The 18,605-nt window shown below is 68.7% G+C and carries 16 protein-coding genes and 1 rRNA gene; 12 read left to right on the forward strand and 5 right to left on the reverse strand.

The annotated features are described in order from the left end of the window. The 4 genes from rrf to SYV04_RS42860 form a co-directional block, all read left to right on the forward strand. Positions 1–75, forward strand: a 5S ribosomal RNA gene (gene rrf, locus SYV04_RS42845); the annotation flags it as partial. Between the two features lie 280 nt (positions 76–355). After that, on the forward strand, positions 356–3,121 hold the full coding sequence (locus SYV04_RS42850; protein WP_321551914.1) for a serine/threonine protein kinase: 2,766 nt from the start codon (positions 356–358) through the stop codon (positions 3,119–3,121). Between the two features lie 94 nt (positions 3,122–3,215). Beyond that, on the forward strand, positions 3,216–4,586 hold the full coding sequence (locus SYV04_RS42855; protein ID WP_321551915.1) for a KamA family radical SAM protein: 1,371 nt from the start codon (positions 3,216–3,218) through the stop codon (positions 4,584–4,586). Further along, a complete protein-coding gene (locus tag SYV04_RS42860; protein WP_321551916.1) occupies positions 4,586–5,752 on the forward strand; it encodes a KamA family radical SAM protein in 1,167 nt (388 codons plus the stop codon). The genes SYV04_RS42855 and SYV04_RS42860 overlap by 1 nt, the downstream gene beginning before the upstream one ends. 14 nt (positions 5,753–5,766) lie before the next feature. On the opposite strand, the gene SYV04_RS42865 is transcribed toward SYV04_RS42860, so the two are convergent. The 3 genes from SYV04_RS42865 to SYV04_RS42875 form a co-directional block, all read right to left on the reverse strand. Further along, the gene (locus tag SYV04_RS42865) at positions 5,767–6,348 is read right to left on the reverse strand and encodes a hypothetical protein (RefSeq protein WP_321551917.1); all 582 of its coding nucleotides are present in this window, start codon (positions 6,346–6,348) and stop codon (positions 5,767–5,769) included. Between the two features lie 80 nt (positions 6,349–6,428). After that, a complete protein-coding gene (locus tag SYV04_RS42870; protein WP_321551918.1) occupies positions 6,429–6,749 on the reverse strand; it encodes a hypothetical protein in 321 nt (106 codons plus the stop codon). A 42-nt stretch (positions 6,750–6,791) separates the two neighbouring features. Further along, positions 6,792–7,352, reverse strand: coding sequence for a hypothetical protein (locus tag SYV04_RS42875; protein WP_321551919.1), 561 nt, complete (start codon positions 7,350–7,352; stop codon positions 6,792–6,794). 52 nt (positions 7,353–7,404) lie between these two features. On the opposite strand from SYV04_RS42875, the gene SYV04_RS42880 reads away from it, so the two are divergent. The 8 genes from SYV04_RS42880 to SYV04_RS42915 all read left to right on the forward strand — a co-directional run bounded on the left by SYV04_RS42880 (position 7,405) and on the right by SYV04_RS42915 (position 16,418). Beyond that, positions 7,405–8,511: a SpoIID/LytB domain-containing protein gene (locus SYV04_RS42880; protein WP_321551920.1), complete on the forward strand. Its 1,107-nt coding sequence runs from the start codon at positions 7,405–7,407 to the stop codon at positions 8,509–8,511. 43 nt (positions 8,512–8,554) lie between these two features. Further along, positions 8,555–9,640: a tRNA preQ1(34) S-adenosylmethionine ribosyltransferase-isomerase QueA gene (gene queA / locus SYV04_RS42885; protein WP_321551921.1), complete on the forward strand. Its 1,086-nt coding sequence runs from the start codon at positions 8,555–8,557 to the stop codon at positions 9,638–9,640. A 3-nt stretch (positions 9,641–9,643) separates the two neighbouring features. Next, positions 9,644–10,822 (forward strand): tRNA guanosine(34) transglycosylase Tgt, encoded by a 1,179-nt coding sequence (gene tgt / locus SYV04_RS42890; RefSeq protein ID WP_321551922.1) that lies wholly within the window; start codon positions 9,644–9,646, stop codon positions 10,820–10,822. A gap of 159 nt (positions 10,823–10,981) precedes the next feature. Continuing rightward, positions 10,982–11,341 carry a preprotein translocase subunit YajC gene (gene yajC, locus SYV04_RS42895; protein ID WP_321551923.1) on the forward strand — a complete coding sequence of 120 codons (360 nt, stop codon included), beginning with the start codon at positions 10,982–10,984 and terminating at the stop codon, positions 11,339–11,341. Then, entirely contained in the window at positions 11,341–13,119 is a 1,779-nt protein-coding gene (gene secD, locus SYV04_RS42900; RefSeq protein WP_321551924.1) for a protein translocase subunit SecD, read from the forward strand. Before yajC ends, secD begins: the two co-directional genes overlap by 1 nt. 12 nt (positions 13,120–13,131) lie before the next feature. Continuing rightward, positions 13,132–14,298, forward strand: coding sequence for a protein translocase subunit SecF (gene secF / locus SYV04_RS42905; protein ID WP_321551925.1), 1,167 nt, complete (start codon positions 13,132–13,134; stop codon positions 14,296–14,298). A 153-nt stretch (positions 14,299–14,451) separates the two neighbouring features. Further along, positions 14,452–15,162: a transglycosylase SLT domain-containing protein gene (locus tag SYV04_RS42910; RefSeq protein WP_321551926.1), complete on the forward strand. Its 711-nt coding sequence runs from the start codon at positions 14,452–14,454 to the stop codon at positions 15,160–15,162. Beyond that, complete coding sequence (locus tag SYV04_RS42915; protein WP_321551927.1) at positions 15,159–16,418, forward strand: Hsp70 family protein; 1,260 nt, start codon at positions 15,159–15,161, stop codon at positions 16,416–16,418. Before SYV04_RS42910 ends, SYV04_RS42915 begins: the two co-directional genes overlap by 4 nt. Here the strand turns inward: SYV04_RS42915 and SYV04_RS42920 are convergent. Together SYV04_RS42920 and SYV04_RS42925 are read right to left on the reverse strand one after the other, a co-directional pair. Continuing rightward, complete coding sequence (locus SYV04_RS42920; protein ID WP_321551928.1) at positions 16,415–17,734, reverse strand: M24 family metallopeptidase; 1,320 nt, start codon at positions 17,732–17,734, stop codon at positions 16,415–16,417. The genes SYV04_RS42915 and SYV04_RS42920 overlap by 4 nt on opposite strands. 62 nt (positions 17,735–17,796) lie before the next feature. After that, entirely contained in the window at positions 17,797–18,516 is a 720-nt protein-coding gene (locus tag SYV04_RS42925; RefSeq protein ID WP_321551929.1) for a hypothetical protein, read from the reverse strand. Positions 18,517–18,605 lie beyond the last annotated feature (89 nt).

Genomic DNA, 18,605 nt, shown 5'->3' on the forward strand with positions numbered 1-18,605 from the left:
AACACGGAAGTTAAGCCCTCCAGAGCCGATGGTACTCCGCGGGAAACCGCGTGGGAGAGTAGGTCGCTGCCGGATTTTTTTCTTGCGCCCCTGGCGCCCTTCATTGGGCCCCAGGGGCGTTTTTTTTGCCCTTGTTTCGCGCTGTGGGCGCGCGTGCAGCGCGCCGGTGCTATCGGGAGGCAGGTAGCCAGGCCCCAGAACGCATCCAAGTCGCTGGATTCTCTGGGTAATTTGGGCGTGAACCGTCGTTTGACGGACGGTCCGTGCTCCGTCTAGAGTCCGTAGGTTCCCGCCCGGCATACAAGCGCCTCCCGCAGCTATCGTCCCTGTGCCCGGGCCGGGACGACTCCACGAGATGAAGCGGCCCACCACATTCGGGAAGTACCTGCTCCTCGAGCGCATCAACGTCGGCGGCATGGCCGAGGTGTTCATCGCCAAGGCCTTCGGTGTCGAGGGCTTCGAGCGCTTCCTCGCCATCAAGAAGATCCTCCCGACGATGGCCGAGGACCAGGAGTTCATCACGATGTTCATCGACGAGGCGCGGATCAGCGTTCAGCTGAACCACGCCAACGTCGTGCATATCCACGAGCTCGGGAAGTACGACGAGACCTACTTCATCGCGATGGAGTACGTCGCCGGTCGCGACCTGCGCACCATCCTGGAGCGCTACCGGCGTCGCAAGGAGATCATGCCGACCGCTCAGGCGGTCTTCGTCGCCTCGAAGATGTGCGAAGGCCTCGACTACGCGCACCGCAAGAAGGACGCGCGCGGTCAGGACCTGGGCATCATCCACCGCGACGTGTCTCCGCAGAACATCCTCGTCTCGTACGAAGGCGAGGTGAAGATCATCGACTTCGGCATCGCCAAGGCGGCCAATCGCTCGCAGAAGACGCAGGCCGGAATCCTCAAGGGCAAGTTCGGGTACATGAGCCCCGAGCAGGTCCGCGGCATGCCGATCGATCGCCGCAGCGACATCTTCGCCGTCGGCGTCATCCTCTACGAGATGCTCACCGGCGAGAAGCTGTTCGTTGGTGAGTCGGACTTCTCCACGCTGGAGAAGGTACGCAACGCCGAGGTGCCGCTGCCCCGCCAGTTCAACCCAAACGTCCCGGCGGGACTCGAGAAGGTCGTCCTCAAGGCGCTCGCGCGCGAGCCGGAGGACCGCTACCAGTGGGCCTCCGACCTGCAGGAGGACTTGATGCGCTTCCTCCTCGCGGGGGATGCCATCTACTCTGGCAAGCACCTGTCTTCCTTCATGAAGGAGGCCTTCGCGGAGGACATGCTGCGCGAGGCCGAGAAGATGGAGCGCTATGCCGGCATCGAGAAGCCGGATCAGCTCGAGACCTCGAATGTGACCTCGACGCCGGTTCCTCGGCCGCGCAAGTCGTCCACGGTGACGCCCGTGGGGCCGCAGCCTCCGCCTCCCGTGGTGCGCGCTAGCTCTTCCACCCACCATCCCTCTCCTCCGCCGCTCGTTCCGCCTCCCACGGCCGAGGAGCTTGCCGAGATGGATGGGGCCGGGGACAAGACCCAGATCGTCGACTCCTCCCTCGCCCTCAATGGAGAGGGTAGCGGTGGCGTGCTCTTCGACGACAGCCAGACGGGCGAGAGCGCCAATCCGCTCGACGACCGCAACACCGGCCAGACGGAAAACCCGCTCGACGACAGTCGCACGGATGGTGGGGCTGCCAATCCCTTTACCAGTAGTGAATCCACCATGGCGGCGCCCCGGCCTACCGGGTCCGTTCCCGCCGTGCGCAAGCCCAAGAGCACGTCCAAGGCGCAGGTCGTCATCGGTGACGGCGATCAGGGCAACTACGCGGGCGCGACCATGATTGGTCCGGCGCCCACTTCCCGGCGCGACGGCAGATCCTCGGAAGAAGAGGTCGACCCCGACGCGGAGACCCTCGATCCGAGTTCGAGGCCGGTGCGTCCCGCCAAGGCGCGCCCGCAGAAGGTGGTCGAGGAAGAAGAAGAGGAGCACGACGAAGAGACGGACGCGGAGCCCGAGGAGCCCAGCAAGCCTCCCGTGGCCGCGGGCCGCAAGCAGCCCGCCGTGGCCGCCAAGCCTGGCAAGGCGGCGAAGCCCGTGCCCAGCGGGCCGCGCAAGCCGATCAATCCCAAGGTCTTCATCATCGGCGGCGCCGCCGTGCTGCTGCTTGGCGTGATTGGCATCGTCGTGGCCGTCGCCGGAGGCTCCAGCACGGGCGACGTCATGTTCACGGTGGATCCGCCCACCGCCAAGGCGCAGATCCGCATCAACGGCAAGCCCGTCGAGCCCAACACCGTCGTCAAGCTCGAGCCTGGCACGCACAAGGTCGTCGTCGGCGCTCCCGGCTTCAAGATGCGCGATGACGTGACCGTGAACGTCACCGCCGGGCAGAAGCCTCAGCCCGTGGCCCTGAAGCTGCAGCCCGAAGGCGAGGCCCCGTCCAAGGATCCTGGTGAGACCCCCTCCAAGGATCCTTCCACGGCTCCCGAGCCGGTGGCCAAGAAGCCGGACGAGGGGACGGAGCCGGCCAAGCCGGTCGAGACTCAGCCCCCCGAGCCGACGAAGCCTCCCGAGCCCGAGAAGCCGAAGACGTTCGTGGCCGTCTTCCGAGGCGAGACGGGGGCGGAGATCCAGGTGGATGGCAAGGCCGCGGGGCAGACGCCCAACGCGAAGCTCGCGAACCTGTCCATCGGGAGGACCTACAAGTTCGTGGCTCGCAAGGCGGGATACAAGGCCTTCGCCGGGGAGTTCAAGTCCGAGGGTGACTCCGAGGTCGAGGTGGAGTTCTCGCTGGAGAAGGAGGCCGCCAAGCCTCCTCCCGAACCGGTCAAACCTCCGCCTCAGCCCCAGCCCGACAAGCCCAAGCCCGTCGTGCAGAAGGACCCGCCCAAGCCCGCCAGCAAGGCCATGGGCAAGCTGGCCGCCAGCACCAAGCCCGCTGGCGCGCAGATCTGGGTCGACGGCAAGTACACCGGCCGCGATACGCCGGTGGCGATCGGCAACCCGCTCCTCCTGCCCGTGGGGGCCCGCAAAGTCGTCTTCAAGCTCAACGGCAAGCAGACCAAGCCCCAGAGCGTCACCATTACCGAGGCGGACGTCGCCAAGCTGATTGGCGTGCCCATCGAGTGACCGGGCATTCGACGCCCCTTCCGATTGTTCGAGGAAGGGGCCACCGCATCGGGGATGATCTCGCTGACGGAGCTTCACGATAAGGTGACGCGCCATGCAAACGAAGCCCACCCGCAGCCCGCCCGATACCGGCCCTGCGCAGCAGCCCATTTCCTATCCCACCCGCCGGGAGTTCCTGGAGCCTGACTGGCGCCGCATCCCCGGCTACAAGGATGTGTCCGCCGCCGACTGGGAGAGCTCCGTCTGGCAGCGCAAGCACACCGTCAAGAACCTGCGCGAGCTGAAGGCCACGCTGGGTTCGCTCCTGCCGGATGACCTCGCCGAGAGCATCGATCGCGACCAGAAGGAGCGGGCGACCATGTCGCTGCTGCTCCCGCCGCAGATGCTCAACACCATGAACCTCGAGGACCTGTGGCGCGACCCCGTGCGGCGCTACATGCTCCCCGCGTTCGATGACCGGCGCACCGACTGGCCCAATCACCCCAAGGCCAGCCGCGACAGCCTCCACGAGGCCGAGATGTGGGTCGTCGAGGGCCTCACCCACCGCTACCCCACCAAGGTGCTGGCGGAGATGCTGCCCACGTGCCCCCAGTACTGTGGCCACTGCACCCGCATGGACCTGGTCGGCAATGACGTGCCCCAGGTGCAGAAGCACAAGTTCTCCGTCGGGCCCAAGGAGCGCTACGAGAAGATGCTGGAGTACCTGCGCGCCACGCCCACCGTGCGTGACGTGGTGGTCTCAGGCGGCGACATCGCCAACCTGCCCATCCAGCAGCTCGAGCCGTTCGTCAGCTCCCTGATGGACATCCCCAACATCCGGGACATCCGTCTGGCCAGCAAGGGCCTGATGGCCATTCCCCAGCACTTCCTCCAGGACCAGGTCCTCCAGGGGCTGGATAGGCTGGCCAAGAAGGCCATCGAGCGCGGCGTGGACCTGGCGCTCCATACCCACGTCAACCATGCTCAGCAGCTCACGCCGCTCGTCGGCAAGGCCGCCCGCAAGCTGCTCGACATGGGCTTCCGCGATGTGCGCAACCAGGGTGTGCTCCTGCGCGGCGTGAACGACAGCGCCCCCGCGCTGCTGGACCTGTGCTTCACCCTGCTCGATCACGCCAAGATCCTGCCGTACTACTTCTACATGTGCGACATGATCCCCAACTCGGAGCACTGGCGCCTGTCCGTCTCCCAGGCCCAGAAGCTCCAGCACGACATCATGGGCTACATGCCCGGCTTCGCCACGCCGCGCATCGTCTGTGACGTGCCCTTCGTCGGCAAGCGCTGGGTCCACCAGGTCGCCGAGTACGACCACGAGCGCGGCATCTCGTACTGGACCAAGAACTACCGCACCGCCATCGAGTGGAACGACGCCGAGGCGCTCGACCGCAAGTACGAGTACTACGATCCCATCGACACGCTGCCCGAGTCCGGCCAGGCGTGGTGGCGGGAGCAGCTCAAGGCGGCGTGATGGATTCGTCGGAGGGGCGCCGTCGCCTGTTTCCCGAGGCGACGGACGCGGAGTGGGGTGACTGGCGCTGGCAGCAGCGCCATGCCGTCCGTGGGCTCGCGCAGCTCGAGCGGTATGTGTCCCTTACGCCGGATGAGCGCGCCGGCGTGCAGGAGACCGCCGCGCTGTTCCGCATCGGGATCAGCCCGTACTACCTGTCGCTCATCGATCCCGCGCACCCGTTCTGTCCCGTGCGGATGCAGTCCATCCCCGTGCGGGCCGAGGCGCGCGTTCGCCCGGGCGAGCTGGCCGACCCGCTCGGCGAGGACAAGACGCGGCCCGAGGAGGCCATCGTCCACAAGTACCCGGACCGGGTGCTGTTCCTCGCCATCGACACGTGCTCCGTCTACTGCCGGCACTGCACCCGCCGCCGCATCACCAAGGGCGGGGAGGCGGAGCTGAGCAAGGAGCAGATGCGCCGCGGCATCGAGTACATCCGCAACCACCCCGAGGTGCGCGATGTGCTCATTTCCGGTGGCGATCCGTTCCTCTTGAGCGACACGCGCTTGGAGGAGTTGCTGGCGCCGCTCCATGAGATTCCCCACGTGGAGATGATTCGCATCGGCACTCGCGTGCCGGTGTGTCTGCCCATGCGCGTCACCGATGAGCTGGCGCGCATGCTGCGGCGCTATGCGCCCGTCTATGTGGTGACCCACTTCAACCACCCCAAGGAAATCACCCCCGAGGCGCGGGCGGCCTGTGAGCGCCTGGTGGACCATGGCGTCCCCGTGGAGAACCAGGCCGTGCTCATGCGCCGGCTCAACTCGGACGCGCGCATCATCAAGGAGCTGTCCCACGCCCTGCTGCGCATCCGCGTGCGGCCGTACTACCTCCACCAGATGGATGTCGCCGAGGGCTGCGAGCACCTGCGTACCCCCATCGCCAAGGGCATGGAGATCCTTCAGCAGCTTCGCGGGCACACCACCGGGCTCGCCGTGCCCCACCTCGCCGTGGACCTGCCCGGTGGCGGCGGCAAGGTGACGCTCCAGCCCGACTATGTGGTGGAGCGCGGCGAGCGCGAGACGATCTTCCGCAACTTCAAGGGCCAGCAGTACGCCTACCCCGAGCCCGAGGAGACCGACTGCTCGTGCCCCTATGACGAGGTGTGGCGGACCCGGGCTCGCTGAGGCTCGGGCTCTCGCTACTCCGCGGGGACGTCGCCGGCTCCGGCAGGGGCGCTCTCCGTGGCGCCTTCCGCCGTGCCCTCCGCGCCCGTCTCTCCCGGCGGCAGGCCTTGCTCCACCACCGAGGCCGCGTCCTCCGAGGCCTCCAGCTCCACCGGGTTCTCGTCGCTGATTCCCTGCTGGATGGGGACTTCCTCGGGGAGTTCCTTCTCCGCCTTCTTCTTCTGCTCCGCCTCCCGGGCCGCCTTCTCCTTGGCCTCCAAGGCCTTCTCCGCCCGCGCGACCGCCTCGGTCTCTTCCCGCCCCATCCGGGCCACGTGGCGCGAGTACTCCTTGTCCGAGACGCCGTGCTTCTCCATCACCTTCTGTCCCGCCTGCTGCTGCTCCTGGATGACCTGGCGGCGCTCGTCGGTGCTCATCTCCGAGGACTTACGATTGCCGTAGGCCTCGTTCACCTTGTCCTTCGCCTTCTGCTCGTCCCGGCGAATGGCGGCGATCTTCTCGGGCGTGAGCTCCTGCTCCTCCGCCTCCTGCGCCAGGGCGAGCCCCGGTACGGTGAGCCAGGAGGCGAGCAGCAGCACGGACGTTCGGCGGGACATGACGGCTCCTCGAGGGTTACCCCAATCTAGGAGGCCCAGGGTGGCTCGGGCAATCCGCACGTTGGCCGGCCTCCAGGCACTCAGCCGTTCCGGCACCGCTCACAGCCTCCGTTGGCCTGTGCGCACTGCTCCCGCGCCTGGACACAGCGCGGCGGCAGGTCCGTCCGGTCCGGGTGGGCTTCCACCAGGGCACACAGCTCCTCCGTGACCGCGCAGGTCTGGGTCGCCACCTCGCACCGGGCTGGGCAATTCAGCTCCTCGGACTGCTCCTGGAGCCGCAGTTCCTCCAGCCGGGCCGCCGCGGCGTCGATCTCGGAGTCGTCGGTGCCAGCCACCCGGTCCACGTTCTTCGGACAGCCGGCGAGGACCAGGGCCAACAGGGCAAGGCAGGGTACGCGCATGCTCCTCCCTTATGCGCCGCCCGGCCGCCGCGTCCAGCGCGCTCAACGCTCGGTGGGCACGTGGCGGGGAGGGGGCGCCTCGGGCTCCCGTGGCTGCGCCCAATAGAAATACGCCGCCACCGCCAGCAGCAGCGCCACCGCGAGGCGCCTCAGGAAGTCCTCGCGTCTCCGGCGGGGAGAGGCCGTCTCCTCGCTCTCGATGGCTTCCAGGGCGGTTTCCACCTCATGGCCCACCGCAAGGAACCGTCGGCACAGGGCCACCGGATCCGCGAGGGCAGGGCTCACGGTGGCCGTCTCTCGCTCCAGGGCCGCCGTGAACTGCCGGGCCCAGGCCTCCTCTTCGTCCGCGTTCGCCGGAGCACGGGCGCTTCCTCCGGCCGCCACGGTGAGCGCCAGCGCCTCACGCAGCAGGTGGAGGGAGAGCGCCTCGGCCGAGACTCCGTAGAAGGTGGCGCTGGCCTCGAGGGAGTCCCCGCGGACCAGTCTCCGCCTCAGGAGGGCCGCAGCGCGAGGGGGCAGGGCGCGCAACAGCCTGGCCAGGGAGACGGGGGAGAGCTGGGTGGGTTCGAAGGCGGGAGGCACGGGTACCTCAGTCTCCGTCATTCGCCGGCCGTTTTCTTGAGCCGCGATCCGGGGCTCCTACACTCCCGGGGACATGTTGCGACCTGTTGCACTGCTCCTCATCTTCCTGGCGTCCTCTCCCGCTCTCGCCGTGGAGACGATGCGCATCGCCATGAGCGAGGCCCGTACCGAGGTGCAGGTGAGCGGCCAGGGCCTGGCGTTCGGCACGGATACCGAGGATGCCACCTTCCACCCCCTCGGCGCGAGGCAGGTGACCGTGCGGCGGAAGGGGCGGAAGCTCGAGGTCAATGGGGCGCCCGTCGTCGGTGACGCGGTGCGCTTCCGCGCCGGCGCCTTGTCCTACGACGCCGGAGTCCCCGGGGACGAGCCGCTGCGCGCCGGCGACATGCAGGTCCGCGGGGACGTGGTGGTGCGGCTGTACCGGGACGGGCTCCAGCTCATCAACGTCATTCCCCTCGAGGATTACCTCACGGCTGTTCTGGGGAGCGAGATGCCCGTCTCGTTCCCCGCCGAGGCACTCAAGGCCCAGGCCGTCGCCGCCCGCACCTACGCCCTGCAGAAGAAGCTGGAGGCGTATGGGAGCGCCTTCTACCTGGGCAGCAGTGTGCTCCATCAAGTGTACGGCGGCGTCAACCGCGAGGACCCGCGCACCCGCGCCGCCGTGGAGGCCACTCGCGGCGAGGTGCTCACCTATGAGCTGGCCCCCATCGAGGCCTACTTCCATGCCTCCTGTGGTGGGCGCACCGAGTCCGGCCAGGCCGCACTGCAGCGGGACCTGCCCTACCTCCAGGCCGTCGAGTGTCCCTGTGGCAAGTTGCCCGCCAGCCGTTGGTCCGCCGACGTCAGCGAGGCGGAGCTCCGGTCCGCGCTCAGTGGCTCTCCCGAAGGGTTGCGCATCGCCGGGCGTACCGGCACCCGCCGGGTCTCCCGCGTCACCACCGCCGATGGCACCACCCTGGATGGCGCCCGCTTCCGCCAGCGCCTGGGCTACACGAAGCTCAAGAGCCTGGACTTCGAGGTGGAGAAGACGGCTCACGGTTACTCCTTCACCGGGCGCGGCTATGGCCACGGCGCCGGCCTGTGCCAGTGGGGCGCCAAGGCCCTCGCCGATGGTGGCTGGGAGTACCGAGAAATCCTCTCGCACTACTACCCGGGGGCCGAACTCCAGCAACTCTATTGAGCTCACGGTTCCGGGGCGGCACCAGGGCTGGTACAAGCGCCCCGTGTCGTCCCGCCTCTCCGACTACGACTTCGAACTGCCCGAAGCGCAGATCGCCCAGAAGCCCCTGGGCGCGCGCGATGCCTCGCGCCTGATGACCGTAAGCCGGTCCTCCGGCGCGTGGGAGCACCGCCACTTCGGCGATCTGCCCAGCCTCCTGCGCCCCGGCGACGTGCTCGTCCTCAACGACGCCCGTGTCATCCCCGCCCGATTGCTCGGCGCCAAGGTCGGCACCGGCGGCCGCGTGGAGTTGCTCGTCGTTCGCCCCGCAGCCGCCACGCTCACCTCGGCCGCGCTCGCCCAGGCTCCCGAGACCTTGGAGTGGATCTGCCTCGGGCAGGCCTCCAAGGGCCTCAAGCCCGGCGCCCAGGTGGCCTTCCCCAGTGGGCTCACCGCCGAGGTGCTGGAGGCGGTCGGAGGAGGGGAGTACCGGGTGCGCTTCCAGGCTCCTCCCGGGGCCTCCTTCCAGGGGCTGTTGGAACAGGCCGGCCGGTTGCCGCTGCCTCCCTACATCACCCGCGAGCCGGACGCCGCGGACGCCGAGCGCTACCAGACCGTCTATGCCCGGGCTTCCGGCTCCGTGGCGGCGCCCACCGCGGGGCTTCACTTCACCGAGGCCACCTTCGCGGCGCTCGAAGCGCGCGGCGTGAAGCGCGTGACGGTCACGCTCGACGTGGGGCCCGGCACCTTCCTCCCCGTGCGCGAGGAGGACCTGGACCTCCACAAGATGCACCCCGAGCGCTACGGCGTCCCCGACGAGACGGCGGCCGAGGTGAACGCCGCCCATGCCGAGGGCCGTCGGGTGGTGGCGGTGGGCACCACGGTGGTGCGCACCCTGGAGTCCGCCACGGACCCCGAGACGGGCTTGCTGCGCGCGGGGCAGGGGGACACACGGATCTTCATCCGCCCGGGCTTTACCTTCCGGCAGGTCGACGTGCTGCTCACCAACTTCCACCTGCCGCGCTCCACCCTGGTGATGCTGGTGAGCGCGCTGGTGGGCCGGGAGCAGACCCTTGCGGCCTACCGGGAAGCCGTTCGCGCGGGCTACCGGTTCTTCTCGTATGGCGATGCCATGCTGGTGACGGAGTAAACGATGGGTGAGTCGAAGGGTAAGGGCGATACGCGGGTGGCACCGGGCCTGGTGCGCTATGAGCTGCTCCACGAGGACGCGGGCTCGAAGGCGCGGCGCGGCCGGGTCCACACCCCCCACGGGCCCATCGAGACGCCCATCTTCATGCCCGTGGGCACCGTGGGCAGCGTCAAGGGCGTGGGGCCGGATGACCTGCTCACCCTGGATGCGCAGATCATCCTCGGCAACACCTACCACCTGATGCTCCGGCCCGGCGAGGCGCTGGTGGGTGAGATGGGCGGCCTGCACCGCTTCATCTCCTGGGAGCGGCCGATGCTCACCGACTCGGGCGGCTTCCAGGTCTTCAGCCTCGCCGAGAAGCGCAAAATCACCGAGGAGGGCGCCGCCTTCCAGTCGCACCTGGACGGCTCGCGCCACATGCTCACCCCCGAGCGCTCCATCGAGATCCAGGAGACGCTCGGCGCCGACATCATCATGGCCTTCGATGAGTGTCCGCCCGCCACCTCGGAGCGCTCCTACCTGGAGCAGTCCCTGGCGCGCACCACCCGCTGGTTGCACCGCTGCGCCAAGGCCTGGAGCCGCGAGCGCTCCTCCCTTTTCGGCATCGTCCAGGGCGGCATGCACGAGGACCTGCGCAAATCCCACGCCGAGGCCGTGTGCTCCGTGGACCTGCCCGGCTACGCCCTGGGCGGCTACTCAGTGGGAGAGACGCCCGAGGCCATGCACGCCGGCGTGGCCTATTCGGCGCCCCTGCTGCCGCGCGACAAGCCGCGCTACCTCATGGGCGTGGGCACCCCCGTGGACCTCGTCACCTGCGTCGAGGCCGGCGTGGACATGTTCGACTGCGTCCTGCCCACCCGCTGCGCCCGCAACGGCCTGCTCTTCACCTCCGAGGGCAAGGTCGTCATCCGCAACGCCGTGTATGCCAAGGACCCACGTCCGGTGGACCCGGCCTGCACCTGCTACACCTGCCGCACGTTCAGCCGGGCCTACCTGCGCCATCTCTTCGTGGCCGGGGAGATCCTCGCCATGCGGCTCAACACCCTGCACAACCTGCACTACTTCCTGGGGTTGATGGCCCAGGTGCGCCGGGCCATCTCCGAGGATCGCTTCGCCTCCTTCGCCCGGGAATTCCGTGCCCGGGCGGCGGATCAGGAGGCCGAGCGCACCCGCTCCCGGTGAACACTGCCGTGCCTCGCGGTGTTGGGAACAGGCGGTTGCCGGCTGCGTTCACTTGCTCACGAAAGGGGCTACTGCTAAGAGGCGGCCCCTTCTGGGTTGACCTTTGCCCACATCCGGGTAGGGGTTCGGCCCGAACCTTTCCAAGCGACGAGGCGGTACGTGGTTGAGAGCTTCCTGATTCTGGCGCAGGCCCCGGGCGGCGGATCGAGCCCGATGGTCAATATCGGGTTCATCGCACTGCTGGTGGGCATCATGTACTTCGTGATGATCCGCCCCCAGCAGAAGCAGATGAAGTCCCACCGAGAGCTGCTCTCGGGGCTCAAGAAGGGCGACGAGGTCGTCACCCAGGGTGGAATCGTCGGGAAGATCCACCTGGTCTCCGAGCAAACCGTCACCCTGGAAGTGGCCAGCGGAGTGCGCATCCGCGTGCTGAAGCGGGCCGTCTACGCCAAGGGCACCGTCGCCGATGACGCGGCGGCCGTGCCGGGCAAGCCCGAGGAAAAGAAGGAGGAGAAGTAATGGACCGCGGCTGGTGGTGGAAGTTTGGAATGATCGTCGCGGTGACGGTGGCGACCCTCTGGTTGCTGATCCCCACCTATGTCTCCCTGGTGGTGCTCAAGCCGGAGGAGCGCAACAACCTCGCGCTCCTGCAGGAGAAGCTGCCGGGGTGGGCGCCTTCCGCCAAGTACCGGCTCAACCTGGGCCTGGACCTGCAGGGCGGCATCCACATGGTGATGCGGGTGGATACCAAGACGGCCCTGCAGAAGCGCACCGAGCGCCGGGGCCAGCAGATCGCCCGCTACATCACCCAGGACAAGAAGCTGGGCGAGGTGACGGCGGACACGGATCCGGAGCGGCTGCAGCTGACGCTGGTCGCCAAGGATCCGGCCACCATGGACGCCATCGAGAAGGAGGTGCTGGCCACCTTCACCGACTTCACCAAGGTGGAGCGGGATGGGGGCCGGCTGGTGCTGTCTCCGGATGAGGGCCAGACGAACCTGTTCCGCGAGGAGTCGGTGGATCAGGCGATGCTCGTCATCCGCAACCGCATCGACAAGTGGGGCGTGGCCGAGCTCGACGTGCGCAAGCTGGGCACCGACTCGATCCAGATCTCCCTGCCGGGCCGCTCGGATCCGGAGCAGGCCAAGGAGCTGGTGGGCACCACCGCGCAGCTCGAGTTCCGCATGGTGGACACCTCCAACCCGGAGGTCTTCCAGCAGATCTTCGCGCAGACGCCGCCGCCCGAGGGCAGCAACATCACGATCGCCACCGAGGACGTGCTCTACCCGATGCTGCAGGGCCCCAACCGCGAGGCGCTGCTGGCCTACGTGAAGGGCAAGGTGCCGGAGACCGGCGAGGTGCTGCTGGAGTGCATCGCCAACCCGCTGAAGAAGGACGACTGCCTCTCGTACCGCACCTACCTGGTGGAGAAGAACGTGCCGCTGACGGGCGAGAACCTGGAGAGCGCCAACGCCTCCGTCAGCCAGCTCAACGAGCCCGAGGTGAACATCACCTTCGACGCGGTGGGCGCGCGTGAGTTCGAGCGCCTCACCGAGGCGAACTCCGGTCGCTACATGGCCATCGTGCTGGACGAGTACGTGCAGTCGGCGCCGCGCATCAACGAGAAGATCTCCGGTGGCAGCGCGCGCATCACCATGGGCGGGGTGGGCACCAAGTCGTTCGAGGAGTGGTTCGGCGAGGCGCAGACGCTGGCGCTGGTGCTGAAGGCGGGCGCCCTGCCGGCGCCGGTGACGGTGGGTGAGATTCGTCAGGTGGGCGCCTCGCTGGGCGAGGAGCTCATCAAGAAGGGCAGCCTGGCCGCCCTGGTGGGCCTGCTGCTGGTGGTCATCTTCATGGGCGTCTACTACAAGAAGACGGGCCTCATCGCGGACGTGGCGCTGGTGCTCAACGGCCTGCTCATCCTGGCGGGGCTGGCGCTGTTCAACGCCACGCTCACGCTGCCGGGCATCGCCGGCTTCGCGCTGACACTGGGCGTCGCGGTGGATGCCAACGTGCTCATCAACGAGCGCATCCGCGAGGAGCTGGACCACGGGAAGACGGCGCGTCAGGCGGTGGACCAGGGCTATGACCGCGCCTTCTGGACCATCTTCGACTCCCACGTCACCTCGCTGATCGCCGGCTTCATCCTCTTCGCCACGGGCACGGGGCCGATCCGCGGGTTCGCCACCACGCTCATCGTGGGCCTGATTGCCTCGCTGTTCACCTCCATCGTTGTGACGCGCGTCATCACCACCTACTTCGTCCACGGCCGCAACGCCCAGACGGTCTCGGTCTGACAGAGGGACGCCATGCGCATCATCAAGCACAAGACGAACATCGACTTCATCGGCAAGCGCAAGATTGCCGTCTACCTCTCGACCCTCGTCAACCTGGCCATCCTGGTCGGTATCGCCACCGTGGGCTTCAACTACGGTGTCGACTTCGCGGGCGGCACGGTGGTGGAGCTGAAGTTCAACAAGCCCACCTCCGCGGAAGAGGTGCGCGACCGCGCGCTGGCGGGCGGGCTGCACGACGTGTCGGTGCAGGGCATCGGTGGGGTGGGTGAGAACGCGTTCCTGCTGCGCCTGGGTGGCGTCACCCAGCTCAACGAGGAGAACGCCGAGAAGGCCAAGACCGCCATCAACGGGCTGGGCAATGTGCGCAACGTGTACGCGGACATGGCCAACGGCATCATCAACTTCCGTTCGGCCACCCCGCTCACCGCCGCCGCCGTCAAGCAGGCGGTGGAGGGCTCGGGCACGGGCGTGCAGGAGGTGCGTGAGCTGGGCGAGGCGCAGGGCGGCGGCTTCGACTACCAGGTCGTCGCCAGCGGCATGGCCGACAAGGTTCGCGCCGCGCTGAGCCAGGGCCAGGCGACGCGCGACTTCGAGGAGCGCCGCGTGGACTACGTGGGCCCGCAGGTCGGCAAGCAGCTGCGCAACCGCGGCATCATGGCCCTGGTGTACGCCATGGTGGCCATCCTCATCTACGTGGCGTTCCGCTTCGACTTCAAGTTCGGCCCGGGCGCGCTGCTCGCCATGCTCCACGACGTGGTGATGGTGGCGGGCTTCTATCTGGTGAGCCGGCGCGAGTTCAACCTCACCGCCATCGCGGCGCTGCTGACCATCGTCGGCTACTCGGTCAACGACACCATCGTCATCTACGACCGCATCCGCGAGGACATGGGCAAGTTCAAGGGCAAGCCGCTGGCGGAGGTCATCAACATCGCCGTCAACGACACGCTGGCCCGCACGCTGCTCACCTCGCTCGTCACCGCGCTGTCGCTGGTCGGTCTGCTCATCTTCGGCGTGGGCGAGATCTGGGACTTCGCCATGGCGATGATGGTGGGCATCCTCGTGGGCACCTACTCGTCCGTGTACATCGCCAGCCCGCTCACCATCTGGCTGGATGAGCGCGCCGCGGCTCGCGACACCCGCGCCAAGGGCGGCGGGGGCATGAGCCCGAAGACGGCCTGAGTCTCGGCGGTTCGTTGCTTCCAGGGCCCTCCTCCCTTCGCGGGAGCGAGGGCCCTCGCTTTTCAGGCAGCCCCTGTCGGAAGGTGGATGGAGGTGCGTGGGGGGGCGTTGCCTCGATCGTGGCTTGGAGAGATGGTGGTCCTGGTGGGGTCCATGGACACTCGTGGCTGGAAGCGTGTCGGGTTGCTCGGGTTGCTGCTGGGGGCGGCGTGTGCCCACCGGGAGCCGGTGCGCCCCGCGACCGTGCGCACCGGGGTTGGGCGGGGCCCCTCCGCGCCCTCCTCGGAGGCCCTGGTCAGCCTGCCGCCACCGCCGCCCCGGGCCCGCTTCGCCCAGGTGCGCGAGGAGCAGGGCCGCGCCTGGAGGCAGGAGTGGAACCTGGTCATCGCCGAGGCGCTGGACGACATCGGCCGGCCGCTGCTCGAGGATGACAAGGTGCCCGCCGAGGAGGTGCAGACGCTCTGCCCGGGCTACTTCGGCGCCAGCCGCGAGGAGAAGAAGGCCTTCTGGGCCTTGCTGTTCGCCTCCATCGCCCGGCTGGAGTCCGGGTTCGACCCGGAGCGCACCTTCATGGAGCCCCGGCCCCTGCGCACGCTCAGCGTGGGGTTGCTCCAGCTCAGCTATGGCGACCAGACCCGGCACGAGGGCTGCGCGCTGGAGCCCATGGAAGCCAACATCACCGATCCCGCGGTGAACCTGCGCTGCGGCGTCGCCATCCTGCGCAACCAGCTGGCCCGGCGGAACACGCTGTTCCCCCGGCGCTTCTATTACTGGTCCGTCCTGACGCGGAAGCGCGAGCAGATCGAGCGCGATTTCCTGCAGCACCAGGGACAACTCGGGTTCTGTAGGATGGGGGAGCGATGACCCAGGCCCAGTTCCAAGTCACCGATTGTCCGCTCGATCGCGTCCGGCCTCCGGACCCCTCCACGAAAAGCACCGGGCCCGTCATCGCCATCGACCTTGGCGTGACGAACACCCGCGTCGCCGTCTTCCATCAGGGCAACACCGTCTGTGTTCCCTCGGAGCGCATGGACGGGACGCCCTCGGTCGTCGCCCTGGGGAGCGGGGGCCGCATCGTGCTGGGCAACGCGGCCCGAGGTCAGCAGGCCTCCGTCCCCGCGCTGGCGGTGTGGGGCATCAAGGGTCTGCTGGGCGCGCCCTATGGAGACCCGAAGCTGCGCTGGCTGTACGAGCAGCTCCGGTGCCAGGTCGTCCGGGGCGCGGACGGGCTTGCCGCCGTCGTGCTGGGCAACCGCACCTTCTCCGCCAAGGAGCTGGCCGCCATGCTCCTCTACGAGGCGCGCGAGCGGGCCCAGAACTACCTACGGCAGCCCGTCTACCGGGCCGTGCTGACCGTGCCGCCCACGCGCAAGGACGATCCGCTGCCCCAGACGATGACGGCGGCGGCCGCCCTGGCCGGGCTGCACGTCGAGCGCATCATCTCCGAGCCCACCGCCGTGGCCCTGGGCGCCTTCCAGCGGCGGCGCGGCAAGCCGGAGCGCACCGCCATCGTGTGCGATTGGGGTGGGGGTTGCTTCCAGGCCTCCCTCGTGCGCTACGCGGCGCGGCAGTGCCAGGTGCTCGGCACCGAGGGCAACGTGTCCCTGTGTGGCGCCGAGCTGGACAAGCGGGTGCTGGACCTGCTCATGCGCAAGCTCCCCAGTGGCGTGCGGGTGGCCGCGGACAAGAACAACCCCGCCGCGCACTACCGTGTGGCCGGCGCCGCCGAGTTCGCGAAGATCCAGCTCTCCGCGCAGCCGGAGGCCCGGGTCCTCGTTCCCCTGGCCACCGTGGATGCCAATGGACGGGCAGGGGACTTCAACACCGTCATCACCCGCCGGGAAGTGGAGGACCTGGCCCGGCCCCTCGTCGAGTCGGCGCTGAAGATGTGCGAGCAGATCCTCGCGGCGAAGTCGATGTTCCCCGGCGACGTGGACGAGGTGCTGCTGGTGGGAGAGATGTGCCGGATGCCCCTGCTCATGCAGCGCGCCCAGGAGTTCTTCGTCCAGGTGCCCGTGTACCTGGATGAGCCGGGCCAGTCCGTGGTGCTGGGCGCCGCGAGGCTGAGCGCCTCCAGTGGCGTCTCCGCGCCCACGCCGCCTCCCTCGGGCCGTCGCTAGGGCGAGGGGATCAGCAGGAGCTCCTCCTGCGGGGGGATGAGGTACTCGGCGCCCGTCTGCGTCACCACCGCCATCTCCTCCACCGAGATCGTCTTCGTCTCTCCCAGCGTGGGCAGCTTCCAGGCGAAGAAGCCATCGAAGGCGAACACCTGGCCCGGGCGGATGATGCGCGCCGAGGCACCCTGCGCGGGCTGCCCCTTCTGGGCTCCCGAGAGCGCGGGTCCGACGTCATGGGCCCAGTAGCCCACCGAGTGGCCCGTGCCCCATGGGACGGGCTCGCTGCCCGCCTCGCGCATCCAGTCGCGCTGCGCCTTGTCCACGTCCCAGCCCCGCGCTCCAGGTTTGATGGCGGCGAGCGCCACGCGGTTGCCCTTCTTGGCCTTCTCCCACCGCTCGAGCGCCTCCGGGGGCGGCTGCTTCTGCCCCGGCGCCAGCACGTAGGCGAAGCGCTGGATGTCCGTCACCCAGCGGCCCTGCACCCTGATGCCGAAGTCCGTCTGGATGAAGTCTCCCGGCTGGATGACGCGGTCGGTGGCGTGGGAGTGCCCTCGGTCCGGCCCCGAGTTGACGTTGGGGTTCTGGTCCGGCTGCCACCCGTCGGTGACGCCCAGCTCGGCCATGCGCCGCTTGAGGAAGCGCGCCACATCCGAGTCCCGCGTGCGGCCCGGCACCACCGTGCGGTACGCCTCTTCCTCCAAGCGCGCGGTGAGCACGGCCGCGCGGCGCATCACCTCCACCTCCTCGGGGAGCTTGATGCTCAGCCACTCGATGACCAGCTGCTCGGAGGAGACGATGCGCTGGCGCAGCTTCGGGGGCAGCGCCGCGACCAGCCGCTCCCGCTGGGTGGACGACAGCCCGTCGGCCACCGAGAGCGACTCCGAGAAGTTGATGGCGGTGCGGCGGAACTGCCCACGCCCCAGCCGCTCGGCCACCGTGGCGTAGAGGTTCGCGCCTCGGGGAAAGGCTTCCACCTCGTCGTGCAGGGCCACATCGCGCAGGGCCTTGGCTTCGCCCTCGGGCGACAGGGCCACCGAGCGCACCTTCTCTCCCTCGCGCAGGAAGAGGAACGCGGCCGCGCCTACCGCGTTCTCTCCGCCCACGTGGGCGGCCAGGGGATCGTTGTTGTTCTCGCGGCACACCACCACCCAGGCATCCACCCCCGCGCGCGTCATGGCCTCGGGCAGCAGCCGCGCGATGCGCGCCTTGCGGACCTCCGCCCACGAGGGGGCGGGCACCGCGGGTGCATCCGCCGCCACGGACGCGGTGCCGAGCAGGGTACAGAGGAGGAGGAGGGCAGTCTGGGAGGAGTTCGTCATGGGCGACGTCGGGCGACGCGGAAGTCGTGAACGCCCAATGCGCCGCGATCTTAGAGGAGCCCTCAGCGGGGCTCCAGCAGCACCCGGATGGAGTCGTAGTACAGCGAACTCGTGCCCTCGAAGCCCGAGTCGGTGCCCACCAGGAGCCACAGCGAGCCCTGCTCGCCCGTGGAGATGACGAAGGGCGAGTCCGTGTTGGTGCGGGTGACGAGGCGGTAGGGCGCGGGGCATTGCGGCACGCCGTTGGCGACGTTGCCGATCACCTGGGCGTTCGCACCTCCATTGGACTGATTGCCCTTGTCGAGGTCGAGGCGCATCACGCCGCCGGAATCCACCACGGCGCGCGGCTCGGCGGGGGAGGCGCCGACCTTGAGGTAGACGCTCTCGCCCGGCGCGCCTCCGATGCCCGTGCAACCCGAGCCCGCGTTGCTGGCCAGCACCACCTCGAAGCTGAGGGCATAGGACGTGTTGGGACTCAGCCCGGTGACTTCGCGGGTGAGGTACATGAACAGGTCATCGCTGCGGTTGTCGCCTTCCAGGAAGAGCGCCTTGCCGGGCGTGCCCAGCTCCGCGGGCAGCGCGCGGTGCTCGAAGGCGAGGCCGAAGTCCTGCTCGCGGCCGGAGGGATAGTCCGCGAAGGCGCCCCGCCAGCCCTCGGCGTCCGACTCGAAGCTGAACCGCAGGTCGCCGGGTTCGCTCTCGATGCTCTGCTCGCCGCAAGCCGTGGCCGCGCCCAGCGCGAGGAGCCCCACGAGACCGGCAATCTTGGAGAGTGTGCTCATGCCCGTAGCGTGGGGACCGCGCCGGGCCGGGGGAAGTGTCTCCACGGGGGGTGAACCCGGTGAGGCCTTGAAGTGAAGCATAGGCAACG

The organism is Hyalangium ruber (assembly GCF_034259325.1).
Classification (GTDB): Bacteria; Myxococcota; Myxococcia; order Myxococcales; family Myxococcaceae; genus Hyalangium_A; species Hyalangium_A rubrum.